Origin of the sequence: Vibrio harveyi NBRC 15634 = ATCC 14126 = KCTC 12724, assembly GCF_001591145.1 — a bacterium.
GTDB lineage: Bacteria > Pseudomonadota > Gammaproteobacteria > Enterobacterales > Vibrionaceae > Vibrio > Vibrio harveyi.
Genome location: NZ_BCUF01000001.1, coordinates 133,500 through 152,771 on the forward strand (window position 1 = coordinate 133,500; position 19,272 = coordinate 152,771).

A 19,272-nucleotide genomic window follows, 5' to 3' on the forward strand; every position below is an offset into this window, starting at 1 on the left:
GCTCCTAGTTTTATGTTGGCAGCATGAAAATGTTGCTTGTCGGAAATGAGAATATTCTAGCCAAAACCGCCAGTAGCAGTGCGGATCGCTAGAGACAGGTTAAGGAAAAGAAACATGGCAACTCCACATATCAACGCAGAAATGGGTGCATTCGCAGACGTCGTTCTAATGCCGGGTGACCCGCTACGTGCTAAATACATTGCAGAGACTTTCCTTGAAGATGTAGTTCAAGTATGTGACGTTCGTAATATGTTCGGTTACACCGGCACTTACAAAGGTCGTAAGATCTCAGTAATGGGTCACGGTATGGGTATTCCATCATGTTCAATCTACGTGACTGAGCTAATCAAAGACTTCGGTGTGAAGAAAGTGATTCGTGTAGGTAGCTGTGGCGCAGTGAACGAAGATATCAAAGTACGTGATGTTGTTATCGGCATGGGCGCTTGTACTGATTCTAAAGTTAACCGCATCCGCTTTAAAGGTCATGACTTTGCCGCTATTGCTGACTACAAAATGGTTCGCGCAGCAGAAGAAGCAGCGAAAGCTCGCGGCGTAGACGTAAAAGTAGGTAACCTGTTCTCAGCAGAACTGTTCTACACGCCAGATCCAGAAATGTTCGACGTAATGGACAAGTACGGTATCGTAGGTGTTGAAATGGAAGCGGCTGGTATCTACGGCGTTGCTGCTGAGTACGGCGCGAAAGCCCTGACTATCTGTACTGTTTCTGACCACATCAAAACTGGCGAGCAAACCACATCAGACGAACGTCAAACTACGTTCAACGACATGATGCTAATCGCACTTGATTCAGTATTGCTAGGTGATGAAGAGTAAGGGCGAACAGCCTTCTATTCTTTTGCTTATCAGCATAAAAAACAGCCCGCATCATGCGGGCTGTTTTATTTTGATAAATTGGTTTTTGAACTACTTGGTTAGCAATAGGTTTTCACCTTTTTTACGGCGGATCGGCTGTCTGCGTAAAATCATGATGAACAGCATGCCACATGCAAAGCTCATCAGTACCATCATGTACATGTAACGATCACTTTTACGGTAGTGATGATCAGAGATTGCCGTTACACGACCGGTTTCAAAAGTCACTCGTACAAAGCCAATCACTGCACCATCTGCCAGTACCGGTTCAACGAGCTGCTGACGTCCAATCGATGCTGTCGCAAGTGGCGTATCTAATCCAAGTACCTCTCGTACAGACAGCGCTTCTTTGCTGGATGCAAGACGCACACCTTGCGCGTCATAGATGGTCGCATCGAATACCAGACGGTCTTGTGCTAACTGATTCGTCAGTTTAAGCAGACGTTCTTGGTCTTTATTTATGATCATTTCACTGGCAGATAACGACGCCTGTGAAATCAAAACTTTGGTCAGGGTTTCAAGCTGCTGCGCTTGTATCTTCTCATTACCCTTACTGATGACGACACTGTTTTTGATGGTGACAAATAGCATCACACACAGCAGTATCAGCGCCAGAATTCGTAGGGCATTCCTTACTGAGAATAAGGATTCACTCATGCTCTTTACTCGTCCATTCAAAACAAAACAAAGACTTGCCTTTTTAGCTTGTTGAGGTAACGTTTTAGCAAAGTCACAAGGGATTATATACATGGACGCGTCAAAAAGCTTGCCTATCAGAAGGCATACGACTCTTTTAAAACGACTACCCGAAACTCGCTTTGCTACTCAGCTCGATAAAGCCAAGGCTAACTGGATTGTATTTGGTGAGCACCTTGAGCCTCGCAATTTTGAAGACATCGATTTTTTTACCGGCTTCTACAACCCAATTTTAGATACTTGGAAGGTAGGTCAGTATGAAGTGGCATTGATGGCGGGTAACCTTACGCCAGAGCATGAAACCATTCTGAAAAGCTTAAATCTGGATTACGCTTCTTTAAATGAAGTACCGGATCTTTCTGCGCCGGGTTTGGTTGTGTTTGATATGGATTCAACTGCGATTCAAATCGAGTGTATCGACGAGATTGCTAAACTTGCCGGTGTAGGCGAAGAAGTCGCCGAAGTCACCGAACGAGCCATGCAAGGTGAGCTGGACTTTGAACAAAGTTTACGTCAGCGCGTTGGTAAGCTGAAAGGGGCTGATGAAGCCATTCTTGAGCAGGTACGAAGCCAACTGCCATTCATGCCAGACTTCGAAGCGTTGATTACAACCTTCAATGCATTGGGTTGGAAGACTGCGATTGCCTCTGGTGGATTCACGTACTTCTCCGACTTTATTAAAGACAAAGTGGGATTGGATTTTGCGCAATCCAACCAACTAGAAATTGTTGATGGCAAATTGACGGGTGAAGTGCTTGGCGATGTTGTATCTGCCCAAACCAAAGCTGACATTTTGGTAGAGCTTGCAGAAGAGTACGAGATTGAGCAACACAATACCGTCGCAGTCGGTGACGGTGCAAATGATCTGGTGATGATGTCTGCTGCAGGGCTGGGTGTGGCTTATCACGCTAAACCTAAAGTTGAAGAGCAAGCGCAAACTGCCGTTCGATTCGTAGGTCTAGGTGGTGTGCTGTGTATTCTTTCTGGTGCTTTAGTTAAGCAGCAGAAAATCAGTTGGAAAGCGAAACCATAATCTGGGTTTTCACGACGAAACACGATAGAAAAACACCGCCAGTTTGGCGGTGTTTTGTTATTCAGTCAGTTCTAATCGCACGATCACTTCTTCAGTAATGTCTTCAAATTCGCTGTAGCCAACTAGTGCGGTCAGCTCTTTTTCTAGTTTACTGGCTTGATGAACCCCAAATTGGGTTAAATCACTCAAATCTTGGCGCAGCAAAGAAGTCATCGGATCAAAGATTGGCGCGGTAGAAATACGGGTTGCGTAAAACTCACCCATCATGCGGGCTTTCTTTATGAACTGAATACGTTCTTTGACACTGGTAAAATCTTGTTGCAGCTTCGACTCTAGCCCAGTGATTTTGCTACCAACTTTCGCCACGCTGATGTAAACATCTTGATGTCTCGCCTGAGCGCCATCAATACGTTTAATTGGTTCGGCGATCAGAGTGCTAGATCGTCCCTTAAATAATGGTTCGAGAGAGAACTGCTGATTGTGACCAAGGCGTGCATATAACTCGATGTGCTTCGCTAATGGGAAGTTGACACCAATAACGGGAGTTTTCACCGAAGAGGCTGCGCTTTTACTAATAAAGATTGGCGTACTCAAAATACGTGAGAGTAGGACACTGTGCAGCCTTTCCAACAATGCGTTACTTGGCAGCATCTCTTTTTGTGGGATGAGTTTGTCTTGGTTGTGCTCGATAATGCTATTGAAGAAAGCAATAACACGCATGGTTTTGCTGTCTTCATCTATGACCAGTTGCACGCTACGACCATCGGGACTCACCCGAATAATCCGATAAGGGACTTCTGAAAGAGGCAATTTCTTATCGTATAACTGTAGCTCTCGGAAGTTGATGCGTACTTCTTGCCCTGAACGTAATTCCGTCGGCTCATCCAAGCGTAAGCCCAAGCCTCGCTTAGAGATATCCATGGTAAAGCCTGCAGCTTTCGCACTTCCGGTATTAAGCACTAAAGGGGTTTTGAAGCGATAACGGGGCTCTTTTCGACGAGATTGAGCGTCAAAGTAAATACCTTTTGGATTGCCGATGATCTTACGTGGATGGCGAAAAGCATTAAGTGTATTCGCGGGCACGCGAGGTTTTTCAGTAAGCAAATAATCCTGTCCAGACTTCTCATCGGCAATTTCTTGCAAAATGCCTACGTGGGTCAGTTTTTGCGAACTTTCGGCTAACTCAGAAGAAAACGCAGCAAGGTCTTCTTTTTCTTGTTGAGACAGTTCAAAAATCGAAATGCGGAAAGCACGCCAACTGGCGCGTTTGGCTCCCAGGTGCCAGAATAATTGACGCTGCTCTCTGGTCGCTTCTGGGCGCAGCATTGAATAGAAGTACGTTTTGTTGTCATGCTCATGAGTAAAGGAATAGAGCACGTTGGTAGCCCCTTTGACCCCTGGCGCAATTAACGAAGCCATCCTTTTCGGATTGAACAACGAACCAAATACTTGCTGGTTACGCTCATCATGCCAGTATTGCCACATCTTTTGGTTATTTGGTGTCAGCATTGCGAGCTTGAGTTCGCTGCCTTCAAAAAACAGAGGGAGGTTGCTGGTGTGCTTCAGGGCTATATGTTCGTAACCACGCGTGCGAGCGCGAATGATTTTATCTTGGTTATCATGACGAGCACGTTTTGCAGCGCTGTTGAGAGCTTCATCAATCAAGCGAGCAACGACATTGGTCTCGGTCAAGCGAATGGTTCTTAGATAACGAACAGCATCGTTCTCGTAGCAATCATCCACTGCGAGCACACGATAAGTGATTGGCTTTTCAACGCCGGCAACCTGAGATTTGCTGGCAAACTCGGTAAAGGTAACTTGAATGACTTCGCCCAAGCTGTATTTGAATGCACTTGGGACTTTGAATTTTGCTCCAGAGCTAGAAAGGTCAATACTCAGACCGTGGATCACTTGACTTTTTGAGCGAATGATTTCTACCTGAGACTGTACTTTTAAGCGCTTTTCTTGGCGCTTTAAGTCGTAACCAAGATGAACCGGTTCGGCAAGGAATGGACTTTTAGGGTCGGTCAGCGATTGTTCTTCATTCTTACCGTTGTTTTTACTCATTACACGAAAGTTGTTACGTGTATTGACCAAGGCTTCCCACATGCCTTCAGTGTAAGCACCGAATTTTTTTAAGTTTTTGTGGTAAGCGTTGAAAGCGACGTCATCCAACCAATGAGGGATGCCATCTAATAAGTATTCACGACATTCACCTTTCACTCGACCTCGCAAATCAATGCTTTTCTTGCAAGGTGCCATGACACGGTTGAGTTCCATCTTTACAAGAATTTTGGCCGATGGCGGTTCCCCCTCGGTCAATTGACCAAGGACGAAGTCAAAGTCATCAGAGCCATAAACTGGGATGAGTCGTTCTGCGAGCGAGAGAATTTCAGATTGCTGCATTATTTCTGTTAAAGTATGTCGTTATTCGAATTATATCGGCTAAGCAAAGCAAAACTTGAGTATATCAAGAGTTCATGTCCAATAAGGTCAGACATGGCAGTGCTTGGTCACATTTGTTGAAAAAACCGAGTGTTGAAAAGATCGAGGCATCATGGCGAAAGCAAAACGAGCGTATGTTTGTAATGATTGTGGCGCAGATTTCCCACGTTGGCAGGGGCAGTGTAATGCGTGTGGTGCATGGAACACGATTACTGAAGTTCGTATTGCTGCATCGCCAACGGTAGCGCGCAATGAACGCTTATCTGGTTATGCAGGCTCAGCGACGGAATCAAAAGTTCAGACGCTTTCCGAGATTGATCTGCAAGAAGTGCCGCGTTTCACCAGCGGGTTTAAAGAACTCGATCGTGTACTTGGCGGTGGTGTGGTTCCTGGTGCGGCGATTTTGATTGGTGGTAACCCAGGGGCAGGTAAGTCAACGTTACTTCTACAAACCATGTGTTTGTTGTCGGCGCAAATGCCTACGCTGTACGTAACGGGTGAGGAATCACTTCAGCAAGTTGCGATGCGTGCTTCCCGTCTTGGTTTGCCAAAAGAGCATTTAAAGATGCTGTCAGAAACGAATGTCGATAAGATCTGTCAAATTGCAGAGAAAGAGCAACCACGCATTATGGTTATCGACTCGATACAGGTTATGCACGTTTCTGATGTTCAATCCTCACCGGGGAGTGTCGCTCAAGTACGTGAATCGGCAACCGCCTTGACGCGTTACGCAAAGCAAAACAATGTTGCTGTCTTTATTGTTGGTCACGTAACAAAAGATGGTACCCTTGCGGGACCTAAAGTACTTGAGCACATTATTGACTGCTCCGTGTTGCTAGATGGTGGGACTGATAGCCGTTTCCGTACGCTTCGTAGTCACAAAAACCGTTTTGGTGCAGTGAACGAGCTCGGTGTTTTTGCCATGACAGGGCAAGGGTTAAAAGAAGTGAACAACCCATCGGCGATCTTCCTTTCTCGTGGTGAAGAGGAGACGTCGGGTTCCTCCGTGATGGTTGTTTGGGAAGGTACGCGCCCTCTACTAGTAGAGATTCAAGCGCTAGTAGACTATTCACAACTGGCAAACCCACGTCGTGTCGCGGTTGGCTTAGAACAAAACCGTCTCTCTTTATTACTAGCGGTACTGCATAAGCATGGTGGTCTACAAATGGCAGACCAAGATGTATTTGTGAATGTCGTTGGTGGCGTCAAAGTCACAGAGACCAGTGCTGACCTTGCGTTAGTTATGGCGCTTTTATCGAGTTTCCGCGACCGTCCACTACCAAAAGATGTGGTGGTGTTTGGGGAAGTGGGCTTGGCGGGTGAGATTCGACCTGTGCCAAGTGGGCAAGAGCGTTTGAATGAAGCGTTTAAGCACGGCTTTAAGAAAGCAATCGTTCCTGCAGCGAATATGCCCAAGGGCGGTATTCCTGGTATGCAAATCCACGGCGTGAAAAAACTATCGGAAGCTATCGAAGCATTTGATGAGTTGTAAACGCTATCTTGTGCCCCAATTCTAGGGGTAACAATAATGTTGAATCTGTCCTCATTATTGTCGAATTAAGCACACATATTGCGAAGTTTGACTATTATTTGAGGACGGAAAATCGACGTTAAAATTTTTTTTCTTCCATCCGCACGCAAGGGTATCAGTATTGACAGAATGTGATATACTCTGCGCGCACTTTATACCTTATTAACAGAGTAAGACAATGACTGATTTATCAAAATACAGAAACATTGGTATTTTTGCTCACGTAGACGCGGGTAAAACTACCTCTACAGAGCGTATCCTAAAGCTAACTGGTAAGATCCATAAGATCGGTGACACTCACGACGGTTCAACTACTACTGACTTCATGGAGCAGGAAGCTGAGCGTGGTATCACAATCCAGTCTGCAGCAACAACTTGTTTCTGGAACGATCACCGTCTAAACATCATCGATACTCCTGGACACGTTGACTTCACTATCGAAGTTTACCGTTCTCTAAAAGTACTTGACGGTGGTATCGGTGTATTCTGTGGTTCTGGTGGTGTTGAGCCTCAGTCAGAAACTAACTGGCGTTACGCTGACGAATCACACGTATCTCGTCTGATCTTCGTTAACAAACTAGACCGTATGGGCGCAGACTTCTACAAAGTTGTTGACCAAGTACAAAACGTTCTAGGTGCTACTCCACTAGTAATGACTCTACCTATCGGTATCGAAGAAGATTTCGTAGGTGTTGTTGACGTACTAAGCCAACAAGCTTACGTATGGGACGAGTCTGGCCAGCCAGAGAACTACGAAGTTCAAGACATCCCTGCTGATCTAGTTGAGAAAGCGGCTGAATACCGTGAAATGCTAATCGAAACTGCTCTAGAGCAAGACGAAGATCTAATGATGGCTTACCTAGAAGAAGGCGAAGAGCCATCTCTAGAAGACATCAAACGTTGTATCCGTAAAGGTACACGTGACCTAGCATTCTTCCCAACTTACTGTGGTTCAGCGTACAAGAACAAAGGTATCCAACTTATTCTTGACGCGGTAGTAGATTACCTACCATCACCAACAGAAGTTGATCCACAGCCTCTAACAGATTCAGAAACTGGTGAGCCAACTGGCGAAGTAGCAAAAGTATCTGCAGACGAGCCACTAAAAGCGCTTGCGTTCAAGATCATGGACGACCGCTTCGGTGCTCTAACGTTTATCCGCGTTTACTCAGGCCGCATGAAGAAGGGTGACACAATCCTTAACTCTGCAACTGGTAAAACTGAGCGTATCGGCCGTATGGTTGAGATGCACGCAGACGAGCGTAACGAAATCGATTCAGCTCAAGCTGGTGACATCATCGCTGTAGTTGGTATGAAGAACGTTCAAACTGGTCACACTCTATGTGATCCTAAGCACGAATGTACTCTAGAACCAATGATCTTCCCAGATCCAGTAATCTCTATCGCAGTTAAGCCTAAAGATAAAGGCGGCAGCGAGAAGATGGGTATCGCGATCGGTAAGATGGTTGCAGAAGATCCATCATTCCAAGTAGAGACTGATGAAGAATCTGGCGAAACTATCCTACGTGGTATGGGTGAACTTCACCTAGATATCAAAGTAGATATCCTAAAACGTACTTACGGCGTTGAGCTAGAAGTAGGTGCTCCTCAAGTTGCTTACCGTGAAACAATCACTCAAGCAATCGAAGACAGCTACACGCACAAGAAGCAGTCTGGTGGTTCTGGTCAGTTCGGTAAGATCGACTACCGTATCAAACCAGGCGAAACTGGTTCAGGCTTCACGTTCAAATCAACAGTTGTTGGTGGTAACGTACCTAAAGAATTCTGGCCTGCAGTAGAGAAAGGCTTCGCTAGCATGATGGAACACGGTGTTCTAGCTGGCTTCCCAACTCTAGACGTAGAAGTTGAACTATTCGACGGTGGCTTCCACGCAGTTGACTCTTCAGCTATCGCTTACGAAATCGCTGCTAAAGGCGCATTCCGTCAGTCTATGCCTAAAGCTGGCGCGCAACTTCTTGAGCCAATCATGAAAGTTGACGTGTTCACTCCAGAAGATCACGTTGGTGACGTAATCGGTGACCTTAACCGTCGTCGTGGTATGATCAAAGACCAACAAGCTGGTACTACTGGCGTACGTATCAAGGGTGATGTACCTCTATCAGAAATGTTCGGTTACATCGGTACTCTACGTACTATGACTTCTGGCCGTGGTCAGTTCTCTATGGAGTTCTCACACTACTCGCCATGTCCAAACAACGTTGCTGAGCAAGTAATTGCTGACGTTAAAGAGCGTAACGCTAAGAAGTAATTCTTAAGTTAACTCTGTAAGACATCAAAGCCCCGCCTAGTGCGGGGCTTTTTACTATCTAGCATCTGTTTACTTGTCTATCTGAACGGAGCTGGTGTTTTCCAAAATTTATTGCTTACTTCATTCTTCTTTTAATTGAATCGTTTCAAAGTCTCGAACGGTACTGCGTTCAAACTCAGCAATCTCTTCTTTTATCCATTGACTAAATAACTGTGTTTTTTGACGCTTCAAATATCCTGTCGGCGCGCAAAGGTAATAGGCATACTTAGGCTGAATGCCTATGTCACCGATTCTTACCAGTTTCCCTTCTTGGATGTATCGATAAGCCAAGCTGTGCTTGACCAACGCTACGCCTTGCAACGAAAGAGCACCTTCTAAAACCAAATGCGAGCCACTGTACTTGAGCGTTGGTTTTGCCGCTTTATGACCTAATGTGTTGAGCCACATATTCCAGTCTAAGTCCGGCCATAAATCTTCGATCAACTCTGCTTTATTTAAATCTTGGACGCTGCAGATACCATGCTCTTTTTGGTAGATGGGATGACAGGCAGGGTAGAAGACTTCATCCATCAGCCATTGTGATTCGAGATTCGGGTAGTCTCCATGACCATAACGGACACAGAGATCTATCTGGCTATCTTGAAATGAAACCAGTTCATTTGTTGGCTCCATGAGTAGCGAGATATCTGGATGTCGTTGTCGAAATGCAGCAATCCTTGGTACTAACCAATGATGAGCAAAAGAAGGCAGTGTTGAGATGGAGAGATGATTTGGGTTGGGATCTTGGTTAATTAATCGCACACCCTGTTGGAGGTGATTGAAACCTCGTTCGGCTTGGGCAAACAGCAAGTCGCCTTCTGCGGTGAGCAGTATCTTTCGATGTTGGCGCACAAACAAGTCGGTACCCAGAAATTCTTCCAATTGACGTATCTGTTGGCTAATCGCTGCTGGTGTGACAAATAAGTATTTGGCAGCCGCTTTAAAACTGCCTTCCTTTGCCGCGATGTAGAAATAATACAGCCCTTGTAGCGGAGGCATGCGTTCTTTCACATTAGTTTTCCTTAACTCAATGTCAGATTCTATCGTTTGAGAATAACAGGGTAGTCACTGATTATTAAGTGGTCAATGTGAATGAATCAAGGAGGGTATATGAACAATGCAACGCAAACCTGTGGTCACTTAGCATCGAAGCCACGCAAGAGCTTAGTTCAGTATATCTTTTCTAAATTAGCCGTATGGAGAAAAAACTACCGTACACGCCGTCATTTGTCTGAGTTACCTCACCACCTTTTGGATGATATCGGCTACAACGAAACTGAAGTCCAAAAGGAAATTCAGAAACCATTTTGGCGTGATTGATCATCGTCGAAAATGAAAAACGCTCCCTTTATGGGAGCGTTTGAATTGTTGGTTCTCGGAGTGTGAGTAAGAGATTATAAATCTTCTTCCCATACAACCAGTTCGCCTTTTGGCCAGTTGTGTCCGATTTCATGATATTTCTGCTCAAGAACGTGGCGTTTGATCTTCAAGGTCGGTGTTAGAATGCCGTTTTCAATACTCCACGGGTCTTGGATCATCAATACCCCTTTGATTTGCTCGTGCGATTCAAGTTCTTGGTTCATGCGAGCGACAACCTTGCGTGTGGTGCGGGCGTAACGTTCTTTATCAAAGTTCGGGAAGTCATGTGGCACAACTAATAAAATGGGTGCTGGCAAGCCTAAGCCGATCAAACACATCATTTCGACGCGGCTATACTCAAACAGTTTCTTCTCGATAGGAACCGGAGCAACAAACTTACCTTTGGCAGTTTTGAAGGTGTCTTTTTTACGACCTTGAATGGTGAGGTAACCATCCGCATCTATTGAACCGATGTCACCAGTATGAAGCCATCCTTCTGAGTCAAACGACTCTTGTGTCGCGATGTCATTTTTGTAGTAGCCAGAGAACAGCCCTTTGCCGCGAACCATGATCTCATCATCGTCAGCGATCTTAAGTTCAATACCTGGTCCGGCATTGCCCACAGAGCCAATCTTATCGGCGCGGAATGGGTAGTTTAGTGTGCTGTAGGCGAAAGACTCTGTCATCCCCCAAGCTTCAGTGATGTTTAGACCAACACTGCGGTACCACTCAAGCAGTGCTGGCGACACTGGGGCAGAACCACAACCAAGGACGCGGGCTTGATCCAAGCCGAGACCATCAGCCAATTTCTTCTTAATCAGTGAATTAACGAATGGGATCTTCAGCAGAATATTGAGCTTTTTCTGAGGAAGTTTGTCTTGAATACGTTGCTGGAACAGTGTCCACAATCGCGGTACAGAGATGAAGAGTGTCGGGCGATGCATTTTGACATCTTCAATGAAAGTATCGAGTGACTCAGGGAAAGCCGTTGTTACGCCACCCATAATTGATGAACCGAAGATGTAAACTCGTTCTGTGATATGAGCGAGTGGTAAATAAGAGAACAATCGATCGTTTTCTTGGATGCCAATGTGATTGATCAGTTGTTGAACGGACCAACTGAACGCGCCGTATGTCAGCATTGCCCCTTTCGGCAGCCCTGACGTACCTGAGGTGTACACGAGAGACATAAGCTTGTCATCATGGTGTTGTGGACGCTCTGCGCTTGGCTCTACGTCGGCAATAATCTCAGTAAACTGATATTGGCATTTCGGCGCAGTATCGTAAGGAAGTGCAATGCTAATTAAATCTGGCATTGAATCGATCACTTGTTGCGTTGCCGCTGGATCATCTAACTTACCGCCAATCAGTGCTTTACTTTCGCTGTGGGTAACACAGTACTCAATGGTGTCAGCGCCAGCTGTCGGGAAAATTGGCACACTCACGTAGTCGCCAAGCATCATGGCTAAATCGCAGATAAACCATTCGGCACAGTTCTTCGAAACCAATGCGACTTTTTCACCGGGTTGAACACCCAAGTTGCGCAGAGCGGTAACCAGTTTAAGCGCCTTATCGGCGACCTCGGCATAAGTAAATTCAACAAACTGTCGATTAATGATTTGTTTTAAGTAAACCTCATTTGGGCGTTCCTCTGCCCATTTAAGGATCATTTCATTTGGCGGCGGGAGAGCGCAACCAGCGGTCTGTTCTAGGTTAGGCTGATTCATTGTAGATGACTCCATGTCTTCTCTCGTTTGTATTTATAGTTGTTAAAACATTGTTAACTTTAGCATGTTAAATCATTATACGGGAATGCATTTTGATGAAATCTGTGGGAAAGGTTACGTTAGAGAAGGCAAAGTTGCCCAAGTCGTCATTCTTTAAAACTGTTGCCGATAGCTTGCGGGTGAAAGTCCGGTTTTCTTTTTGAAGATGCGAGAAAAATACGAGACGTCACGGTAGCCGCATTGATACGCAATATAGGCAATTTTCATTGAGTCTTCTTCTGTAAGCATTTTCTTGGCAAGAGAGATGCGCTTTTCCGTGATGTAATCGCGAAAGCACATTCCAACTTTTCGGTGAAAGAGTTTAGAAAAGTAATTCGGGGAATAATGGCAAAGTGCTGCGGCTTCTTCCTCTCTTAGATCTTTGTGTGCATTGTTCGCGATATAGCTAACTACATCAGAAAAGTTAGGCTTGCCATTTTTCTTTAATACTAAATCACCTGAAAGTACTGCTTCACTAGACATGGTGGTGGAAAAGTATCTGAGCTTTGTCTGTGACAACCATTCTGAAGCATTATTTGATTCAACGTGATAGTACTCAGCTGTAATGTGTTCAGGTGGGAGAGTGATGGGATTGGTCTTGTCGTGGATCACGAGTAACTTTTTATCAAGGTTCTCGCAAAGAGTAATTATGCTCTTATGTAAATGCTCATGCTTTGGCTCAGCATAGTAAAAGAAGTGGGTGAACTCTTTGTCGCTTAGGATTGAAATGTCGTTATAACTTTCGATAACAGAGAAAAAGGTTAGAAGCTCTGAGCGAAAAGTGCCCGGGAGAGATTCAACAGTTTTACCGAGCCAGTATGCCTTAACCTGTTCTTCCATAATGATTCCATGAATTGTGAACTTTATACAATTTGAGCCGTAAAACTAAAATTAGATCTCTATTCCTGAGATCAAAAAACTCAACCTTTCGTTTATTAAGCTTAGGCTTATATAAATAGACTTCAAGTGTGAAAGGTGTCACATATCTTGCTTGGTTTGTCTCAAATTTGCTACACATGCACTTTGTAGGCGTCTCTAGCAAGAAAGTGCTAGTGCTTGGCAAAAAAGTCCTACCCACAATGAAAATCGCCCTCTAAGTTTTAAAGGACAGGTAATTGACCTGTTTATCAAGTTAAGACAAGGGAGTGATTGTCATGAGCAAATTTGTAGATAGCTGCAAAGCTTTTTTGAAAGATGAAGAAGGTTTAACTGTTATCGAATACGTAATCGGCGCGGCGATGCTTGTATTCGGTTTATCGACTATTTTCGGGGGCATTAGTAGTACATTGAGCACCAAGCTTGGCAATATTGTAAGTGCTATCTCTTCGAGCTCAGCTCCGTAGAAATATTAAACTATTGACCAAGAAACTAGTTGTGGCTAATTCACACTACTATAAACAGAAAGGTTTGACTGTTGTTGAATATATAATTGGGGCAGCTTTATTAGTTTTCTTCTTAAGTGTTGCTTTCGCAAGCTTGTGGGTGGATTTAGCTAATACAGTCGGCTCAATAATATCAATGATATAAAGAGGGGATAGAGCAAAAGTATGGATATTTATGCTCCTTTTTGGGTTGTTATGATTATGATTGCTATCAATGATATACGATGGCATAGAATACATAATAACCTACTCATTCTTTTGCTTCTATTTCTTGTTGTTAAACTCTTGATTCCACCAATTGATTACAATGAAATATTGTATTCAATGTATGGTGCGATTGCCCTTTTTGTTTTTGGGTTAATTTTATTTTTTCTCAGAGCGATGTCTGCGGGCGACGTAAAACTTTTATTTGTTGTTGGTGCATATGTTGGTTGGGGTAATCTTGTTGAATCCAGTGTTTATATTGTTGTTGCTGGTGGGATAGTCGGATCGTTATATCTTTTCTACAGTATTTCTCAAAGCGGAGAGCAAGTGAGTTTTTTGGCAAAAAACTACTTTTTTAATCGATGGATACTGAGAGGAATAGAAAGTCAAAAAGAGAAAGGATCTACTAACCTTCATACCCACGTGAGATACAAGAATAATTTAACAATGCCTTTTGCTCCATCAGTGGTTATTGGACTCGCTATGTTTAGTTACTTTCATTAAAGATTAACAGTCTGGATTAATCTATTTTATTCGAGGGATCTCCATGGATATTCGAAAAAAACTGCATTCTGGAGACTTGACCCCTCACATTGACCCTATTCCTGTACCAACCTCGTGTGACGCTTTAGGCGTGCCTGAGGCCGTTGTAGAAAATCTGGTATTAAAACATTTGGCAGCCTATCCCAAATCTGATTTGCTTGAATTGTCTAAGCTATTAGGGGTTGTCATAGGCGTTGTTGAAACGGTTCTTGCAACGTTGAGAGCTCGCTCAGAGATCGAAGTTTTTCAACCTAGTGAACATGGCTTTCAAGCCAGCATTTCTCACAATCACATTCGTTATTCGTTGTCTGAGAAAGGACGAAAGGCAGCAGAAATTGCTTTTGTGAAAGACCCTTATCTTGGACCTGTGCCAGTATCTCTTGTGCACTATTGTGAAATCGTCGAGGCGCAAGACTTACGATCGAAAGCGATCTCTAGGCAAGCGGTAGAGAGCGCACTCAGTGATGTATATGGTGCAGACCGTTTAGTGCCTTTGCTGGGACCCGCTATTAACTCTGGTCGTGCAATGTTGCTATATGGAGAAGCTGGTACGGGTAAAACGTTTGTCGCTTCTAAGATTATCAATGCATTAAATACCTCAGTCTATATTCCTTTTGCGGTATATGCTTTAGGTAATGTGATCAAAGTGTTCTCGCCTCAGCATCATGTCAAAGTTGAAGGGCATTTCGAAGAAGCAGAATTTCTATATAAAAAGCAATATGACAATCGCTGGGTGTTGTGTGAACGTCCAAATATTCAAGTCGGAGGCGAACTTACTCTGGATATGTTGGAAGTGAACCATTCAGAGCACAACAGAGTTTGGTTGGCGCCACTGCAGATGATGGCGAATAACGGTATTTTGGTGATTGATGACCTAGGACGACAGCCTGTTCCAGTGGATGCTCTACTTAATCGTTGGATTGTGCCAATGGAATATTTTTTCGACCAATTTTCATTGCCAAACGGTCAACAAATTACTGCGCCATTTATTTTAAATCTGGCATTTTCTACTAACTTTACGCCAGAGAAAATAAGCGACCCTGCCTTTCTAAGAAGGCTTGGGTACAAAATTAAATTCGATCCTATTCTTAAAGATGAATATCAAGAGTTGTGGTTGAAAACAGCAAAACAGAAAGCATTAGGATTAGAGAGTGATGCTTTAGATACGGTACTAAATCTACATCAAAAAAATAAGGTTGCGTTTTATCCCTGTTTACCGAAAGACCTGGTGGGAATCAGCCAAGATATGATCAAATTTGAGGAATATTCACCAATTATAACGTCAGAAATATTGAAGAGGGCGTGGAAGGTGTATTTTACCGAGGATTAATAGAGGACAAGGAAAATGGGAAGTAAACAGGTGTTTTTACTACTTATTTTGTCAGTGATATTTGGGTTGGGGGCGGTCTTTTTTGCTAAACAGTGGCTTGAAGCAAATCAAAAGCCAACCGTTCAGATTGAAGAAATTGAGCGTCATCCTGTTGTCGTGGCGGCGACTGAAATTCCCGCAGGTACTGTCGTCCAAGACAAAGACTTAACTCTAAAACTGATGGAAAAAGATTGGATAAACGAAAACAACTACACAGATAAAAGTGAGCTAGTAGGACAAGTTGTTGCGAATACGATTTACGAAGATGAGGTGGTTCACCGTCTCAGGTTCACATTGCCCGGAGAGGGCGTCACATTGGCTTCGCTAATCCCAGAAGACAAACGAGCAGTTACTATCAGGGTAGATGATGTTATTGGTGTTGCCGGTTTTCTATTGCCTGGGAATAAGGTCGATATTTTAAATACGATCCAGTACCAAAAAAATATTGTTAACACGTCTACAGTGCTTAAGAACATTAGGGTGCTTGCGGTAGACCAAACTTCTCGTTCAGAAGAAAACTCTCCAGTCATTGTTCGTGCTGTCACGCTAGAAGTTAGCCCAAAAGAGGCTGAAAAACTGATGACGGCTCAATCAAAAGGTGGACTGCAATTGGCGTTGAGAAATCCACATGCTGTGGACAAGAAAGTGCGCCGTTATGTTCCAAAACCGAGCGTAACCATCATTAGAGGTACGGAAACGTCTAATATTAGAGTGAGCAATTGAGGTTAATATGAACAAAATAATAACGTATTTGATTGCCTTATGTTGTTTCTCATTTGGGGCATATGGAGCTGCACCGACAGGAAAAACCGTCGTTGTACCTCATCACAAATCCACACATGTTGTCCTGTCTGGTAAGGCAAGAAAAGTATCTTTGGGCGATCCTGAGGTACTTGATATCGTCATGCTTCGCTCGAACGAAGTGTTTTTGATTGGTAAAAAACTTGGCGCTACAAATCTTATGGCGTGGGATTCCAGAGGACAATTGATTGAATCCATTAATGTTGAAGTAACTCATGATTTAAACAGTTTAAAAGCCAAACTTTACGAGTTTCTTCCTGATGAAAAAATCGAAGTCCATAGCGCTCAAAATCGCGTTGTTTTAAGTGGCTTAGTCAGTAATCAAGCCAGAATGAACACCGCGATGAGGATTGCTGAAAGTTATTCGGGTGGGCGATCCGTTGATAAGGAAAAAGGCTCATCGAATGAAGTTGTAGAAGATACTGGTGTTATCAACCTGATGGCGATTGGTGGTGCGCAGCAAGTGATGCTAGAGGTTACTGTTGCCGAAGTTCAAAGAAGCTTAGTAAAGAAATTTGATGCTAACTTCCATTTCTTCCAGACATCGGGCTCTAATTTCTCTTGGGGAGCGACTGCCGGACCTGGTGGTGTATTCAATGGAACGCCTATCTTTGATATTCCCGTTGCGAGCGATTATGGGCTGTTAGGCTCGTTTATTGATGGAAATACCTTGTTTTCTTTTGCACTAGATATAGCAAAACAAAACGGTGTGGCGAAAGTATTGGCAGAACCTAACCTCACTGCACTGAGTGGTTCCAAAGCCGAGTTTCTCGCTGGTGGGGAGTTCCCAATTCCTGTTCCTGACGATGACGGTATCGTCATTGAGTACAAAGAATACGGTGTTGGTTTGAAGTTCATTCCTACCGTTCTTAGCGACAAAAAAATCAATTTAAACATGGCTGTTGATGTCAGTGAGATTGCAAACGGCAGTTCATTGACTATTGATCCTACTGAAACCAACGCGACCTATTTTATCCCTCCAATTACCCGACGTAGTGCATCATCGACACTTGAGCTTGCCGACGGACAAACTATTGGGATTGCGGGTCTATTAAGTGAAAACGCTCGAGATATCAGTAATAAGATGCCGGGATTTGGAGACATTCCGGTACTGGGTCAATTGTTTAACAGTCAAGAGTTTGTCTCTGGTGAAACTGAACTCGTGATCCTTGTTACACCTCGCCTTGCCACTCCTATAGATAGAGAGCGTGTCACTTTACCAACCGATGCATTCGTTACTCCGAATGACTTCGAGTACTACTTATTAGGACGAGGGGCTTATCTAGACTTACCACAATCAGAGTCTATTCAGCGTCAAGAAGAGGATAGCGTGGTCATTCAAGTTGATGGCGGCAGTGAGGGGGTATTTGGACATGACTTATAAAACAACAAGATGGATTGCGCCAGTGTTTGTCTCTGCGATATTAGTTTTATCAGGATGCAGCCATAACGAACCTCTCGGAGAGTCGGTAACCAATCTAAGAACATTGCAAACTTATAACCCTTCAGCGACGCAAGAAAACATGGGGCTCGTACCTGAAGGTGTTGGTGAAAAGATGCAGCAGTCTTACGACCAATATGTTGGCAAGGATACGGATGATCTATCTACACGCTCAAGCAAAGTGCTTGAGGAGTTTAATTAAACGAGTGACGGTAGAGCGTACTAATCGAATAAAAAGAACAAGCAAAGACGTCGTGATTTTTTATGAAGCATACGCACCAGTATGGAAGGGTGAGTTATGGGTGAAACCGTTTTTATGCAGCCGGAAAGTGAGCCAACAATCAATAGATTGAAGACAAATTTGAAAGTGTGGGTAGTGTATTCGAGTGAAGCATTTCATCTTCATATGAAGTCTGAACTCGCTAAATGCCGTAACTTACATCTCGACTTTTGCTCTTTGAATAACGTTAGCGAAACCTTTTTACACAACCTTGCTGCACCAGATCTTATCTTCGTCGAAGCTGGTGATGGTTGGGCGCAAAAGATGCAAGAGATGCAGCAATACAACTTCTCTTGGGGCGAGCACGAATCATCATTAATCGTTTTTGGTGATGAAGGTGATAGCGAGATGCTCAGAACTGCTCTGCGTATCGGCGCAAGTGATTTTCTGTCTCGGGAGATTACCATCTCTGGCATGATGCCGATGCTAGAGAAAACGGCAACCCAGAAATTGGACAGCTTGTCTTTTGGGGAGTTGTTTCTTTTTATCAATTCGAAAGGTGGTATGGGGGCGACAACGCTGGCGCTTAATTCTGCAATTGAACTTGCCAGTTACCACCAAAATAAAGTTTTGCTGCTCGATATCGATCTGCAGTTTGGTGTCATTCCTGACTATTTAAATGTTCAGCCTGCCTACAGCATTTCGGATGCCATCGCGATATCGAAAGACCTCGATGAGGTGTCTCTCGGTTCTCTCGTTCATAAACATGAATCTGGCTTACATATACTCAGCTTTAAGCATGAAAATTTAGCTGATGATTTTGAGCAGGCAAAAAGAATAGGTCGGTTATTACCGATATTAAGGCGTTTTTATCCTTACACCATTATTGATCTGTCGCGAGGAGTTGACCATGTGTTTGCATCGACCATTGCTCCTGCGACGCGCGTTTTTTTGGTTGCTCAGCAAAATTTAGTGTCGGTAAGAAACAGTGCAAGATTACTGAACTCCCTCGCTTTTGAGTATGGATTGCAAAAAGAGATCATCGAAGTGATCGTCAATCGATATGAAAAAAGACAAAGCATCAAGATCGGAGACATCGAACATGCACTCAAAGGGCAGCAGCTTCATCTGGTACCAAATGATTTTAAAGTGGCAATCGACAGCGCCAATTTAGGTAAGCCATTTGTGAGTACTAAAAAAAGAAGCTTTATTACCCGCTCCATTATCGACTTTTCTCACAAAATCGTACCCCCTGAAAAAGTGGAAAAAGGCTGGTTTAGCAAGCTGTTTTCATAGGGAAC

The 19,272-nt window shown here is 43.9% G+C and carries 17 protein-coding genes; 12 read left to right on the forward strand and 5 right to left on the reverse strand.

Features of this window, described 5'->3' with window-relative positions; genetic code table 11:
- The first annotated feature begins 114 nt into the window (after positions 1 to 114).
- Complete coding sequence (gene deoD / locus VHA02S_RS00560; protein ID WP_005449118.1) at positions 115 to 834, forward strand: purine-nucleoside phosphorylase; 720 nt, start codon at positions 115 to 117, stop codon at positions 832 to 834.
- 90 nt (positions 835 to 924) lie between these two features.
- Here the strand turns inward: deoD and VHA02S_RS00565 are convergent, their stop codons facing one another.
- Positions 925 to 1,530, reverse strand: coding sequence for a YtjB family periplasmic protein (locus VHA02S_RS00565; RefSeq protein ID WP_009698713.1), 606 nt, complete (start codon positions 1,528 to 1,530; stop codon positions 925 to 927).
- Positions 1,531 to 1,621: 91 nt separating this feature from the next.
- Here VHA02S_RS00565 and serB point away from each other — a divergent pair, with 91 nt between their 5' ends.
- The gene (gene serB, locus VHA02S_RS00570; RefSeq protein WP_038898342.1) at positions 1,622 to 2,602 is read left to right on the forward strand and encodes a phosphoserine phosphatase; all 981 of its coding nucleotides are present in this window, start codon (positions 1,622 to 1,624) and stop codon (positions 2,600 to 2,602) included.
- 57 nt (positions 2,603 to 2,659) lie between these two features.
- Here serB and VHA02S_RS00575 read toward each other — a convergent pair whose 3' ends face one another.
- Positions 2,660 to 5,008, reverse strand: coding sequence for a PilZ domain-containing protein (locus VHA02S_RS00575; protein WP_005449113.1), 2,349 nt, complete (start codon positions 5,006 to 5,008; stop codon positions 2,660 to 2,662).
- A 151-nt stretch (positions 5,009 to 5,159) separates the two neighbouring features.
- Between VHA02S_RS00575 and radA the strand changes: the two genes are divergently transcribed.
- Together radA and fusA are read left to right on the forward strand one after the other, a co-directional pair.
- Positions 5,160 to 6,539 (forward strand): DNA repair protein RadA, encoded by a 1,380-nt coding sequence (radA, locus tag VHA02S_RS00580; RefSeq protein WP_005439523.1) that lies wholly within the window; start codon positions 5,160 to 5,162, stop codon positions 6,537 to 6,539.
- A 217-nt stretch (positions 6,540 to 6,756) separates the two neighbouring features.
- Positions 6,757 to 8,847 carry an elongation factor G gene (gene fusA / locus VHA02S_RS00585; protein WP_005449112.1) on the forward strand — a complete coding sequence of 697 codons (2,091 nt, stop codon included), beginning with the start codon at positions 6,757 to 6,759 and terminating at the stop codon, positions 8,845 to 8,847.
- A gap of 120 nt (positions 8,848 to 8,967) precedes the next feature.
- Here fusA and VHA02S_RS00590 read toward each other — a convergent pair whose 3' ends face one another.
- Complete coding sequence (locus tag VHA02S_RS00590) at positions 8,968 to 9,897, reverse strand: LysR substrate-binding domain-containing protein (protein ID WP_038898344.1); 930 nt, start codon at positions 9,895 to 9,897, stop codon at positions 8,968 to 8,970.
- Positions 9,898 to 9,996: 99 nt separating this feature from the next.
- Here VHA02S_RS00590 and VHA02S_RS00595 point away from each other — a divergent pair, with 99 nt between their 5' ends.
- On the forward strand, positions 9,997 to 10,206 hold the full coding sequence (locus VHA02S_RS00595; protein WP_009698710.1) for a DUF1127 domain-containing protein: 210 nt from the start codon (positions 9,997 to 9,999) through the stop codon (positions 10,204 to 10,206).
- A gap of 74 nt (positions 10,207 to 10,280) precedes the next feature.
- On the opposite strand, the gene VHA02S_RS00600 is transcribed toward VHA02S_RS00595, so the two are convergent.
- Together VHA02S_RS00600 and VHA02S_RS00605 are read right to left on the reverse strand one after the other, a co-directional pair.
- Positions 10,281 to 11,972 carry an AMP-binding protein gene (locus VHA02S_RS00600; RefSeq protein ID WP_005449101.1) on the reverse strand — a complete coding sequence of 564 codons (1,692 nt, stop codon included), beginning with the start codon at positions 11,970 to 11,972 and terminating at the stop codon, positions 10,281 to 10,283.
- Between the two features lie 153 nt (positions 11,973 to 12,125).
- Entirely contained in the window at positions 12,126 to 12,851 is a 726-nt protein-coding gene (locus VHA02S_RS00605; RefSeq protein ID WP_038898345.1) for a helix-turn-helix domain-containing protein, read from the reverse strand.
- Positions 12,852 to 13,165: 314 nt separating this feature from the next.
- On the opposite strand from VHA02S_RS00605, the gene VHA02S_RS00610 reads away from it, so the two are divergent.
- The 7 genes from VHA02S_RS00610 to VHA02S_RS00640 all read left to right on the forward strand — a co-directional run bounded on the left by VHA02S_RS00610 (position 13,166) and on the right by VHA02S_RS00640 (position 19,267).
- Positions 13,166 to 13,354, forward strand: coding sequence for a Flp family type IVb pilin (locus VHA02S_RS00610; protein WP_038898346.1), 189 nt, complete (start codon positions 13,166 to 13,168; stop codon positions 13,352 to 13,354).
- A 204-nt stretch (positions 13,355 to 13,558) separates the two neighbouring features.
- Complete coding sequence (locus VHA02S_RS00615; RefSeq protein WP_038898347.1) at positions 13,559 to 14,101, forward strand: A24 family peptidase; 543 nt, start codon at positions 13,559 to 13,561, stop codon at positions 14,099 to 14,101.
- Positions 14,102 to 14,144: 43 nt separating this feature from the next.
- Complete coding sequence (locus tag VHA02S_RS00620) at positions 14,145 to 15,470, forward strand: DUF8689 domain-containing protein (protein WP_038898348.1); 1,326 nt, start codon at positions 14,145 to 14,147, stop codon at positions 15,468 to 15,470.
- A 15-nt stretch (positions 15,471 to 15,485) separates the two neighbouring features.
- Positions 15,486 to 16,232: a Flp pilus assembly protein CpaB gene (cpaB, locus tag VHA02S_RS00625; RefSeq protein WP_029790388.1), complete on the forward strand. Its 747-nt coding sequence runs from the start codon at positions 15,486 to 15,488 to the stop codon at positions 16,230 to 16,232.
- Between the two features lie 7 nt (positions 16,233 to 16,239).
- Entirely contained in the window at positions 16,240 to 17,694 is a 1,455-nt protein-coding gene (locus VHA02S_RS00630; protein ID WP_029790389.1) for a type II and III secretion system protein family protein, read from the forward strand.
- On the forward strand, positions 17,684 to 17,953 hold the full coding sequence (locus VHA02S_RS00635; RefSeq protein WP_038898349.1) for a hypothetical protein: 270 nt from the start codon (positions 17,684 to 17,686) through the stop codon (positions 17,951 to 17,953). Before VHA02S_RS00630 ends, VHA02S_RS00635 begins: the two co-directional genes overlap by 11 nt.
- A 96-nt stretch (positions 17,954 to 18,049) precedes the next feature.
- Positions 18,050 to 19,267, forward strand: coding sequence for a nucleotide-binding protein (locus VHA02S_RS00640; protein ID WP_029790391.1), 1,218 nt, complete (start codon positions 18,050 to 18,052; stop codon positions 19,265 to 19,267).
- The last annotated feature ends 5 nt before the right edge of the window (positions 19,268 to 19,272 follow it).

What these genes read in the sequence shown, in the direction of transcription:
- VHA02S_RS00595 (WP_009698710.1), top strand. Translation starts at nt 9,997, where the DNA reads ATGAACAATGCAACGCAAACCTGTGGTCACTTAGCATCGAAGCCACGC.
- VHA02S_RS00630 (WP_029790389.1), top strand. Translation starts at nt 16,240, where the DNA reads ATGAACAAAATAATAACGTATTTGATTGCCTTATGTTGTTTCTCATTT.
- VHA02S_RS00615 (WP_038898347.1), top strand. Translation starts at nt 13,559, where the DNA reads ATGGATATTTATGCTCCTTTTTGGGTTGTTATGATTATGATTGCTATC.
- VHA02S_RS00635 (WP_038898349.1), top strand. Translation starts at nt 17,684, where the DNA reads ATGACTTATAAAACAACAAGATGGATTGCGCCAGTGTTTGTCTCTGCG.
- VHA02S_RS00620 (WP_038898348.1), top strand. Translation starts at nt 14,145, where the DNA reads ATGGATATTCGAAAAAAACTGCATTCTGGAGACTTGACCCCTCACATT.
- VHA02S_RS00565 (WP_009698713.1), bottom strand. Translation starts at nt 1,530, where the DNA reads ATGAGTGAATCCTTATTCTCAGTAAGGAATGCCCTACGAATTCTGGCG.
- radA (WP_005439523.1), top strand. Translation starts at nt 5,160, where the DNA reads ATGGCGAAAGCAAAACGAGCGTATGTTTGTAATGATTGTGGCGCAGAT.
- VHA02S_RS00600 (WP_005449101.1), bottom strand. Translation starts at nt 11,972, where the DNA reads ATGAATCAGCCTAACCTAGAACAGACCGCTGGTTGCGCTCTCCCGCCG.
- fusA (WP_005449112.1), top strand. Translation starts at nt 6,757, where the DNA reads ATGACTGATTTATCAAAATACAGAAACATTGGTATTTTTGCTCACGTA.
- cpaB (WP_029790388.1), top strand. Translation starts at nt 15,486, where the DNA reads ATGGGAAGTAAACAGGTGTTTTTACTACTTATTTTGTCAGTGATATTT.
- deoD (WP_005449118.1), top strand. Translation starts at nt 115, where the DNA reads ATGGCAACTCCACATATCAACGCAGAAATGGGTGCATTCGCAGACGTC.
- VHA02S_RS00605 (WP_038898345.1), bottom strand. Translation starts at nt 12,851, where the DNA reads ATGGAAGAACAGGTTAAGGCATACTGGCTCGGTAAAACTGTTGAATCT.
- VHA02S_RS00610 (WP_038898346.1), top strand. Translation starts at nt 13,166, where the DNA reads ATGAGCAAATTTGTAGATAGCTGCAAAGCTTTTTTGAAAGATGAAGAA.
- serB (WP_038898342.1), top strand. Translation starts at nt 1,622, where the DNA reads ATGGACGCGTCAAAAAGCTTGCCTATCAGAAGGCATACGACTCTTTTA.
- VHA02S_RS00640 (WP_029790391.1), top strand. Translation starts at nt 18,050, where the DNA reads ATGGGTGAAACCGTTTTTATGCAGCCGGAAAGTGAGCCAACAATCAAT.
- VHA02S_RS00575 (WP_005449113.1), bottom strand. Translation starts at nt 5,008, where the DNA reads ATGCAGCAATCTGAAATTCTCTCGCTCGCAGAACGACTCATCCCAGTT.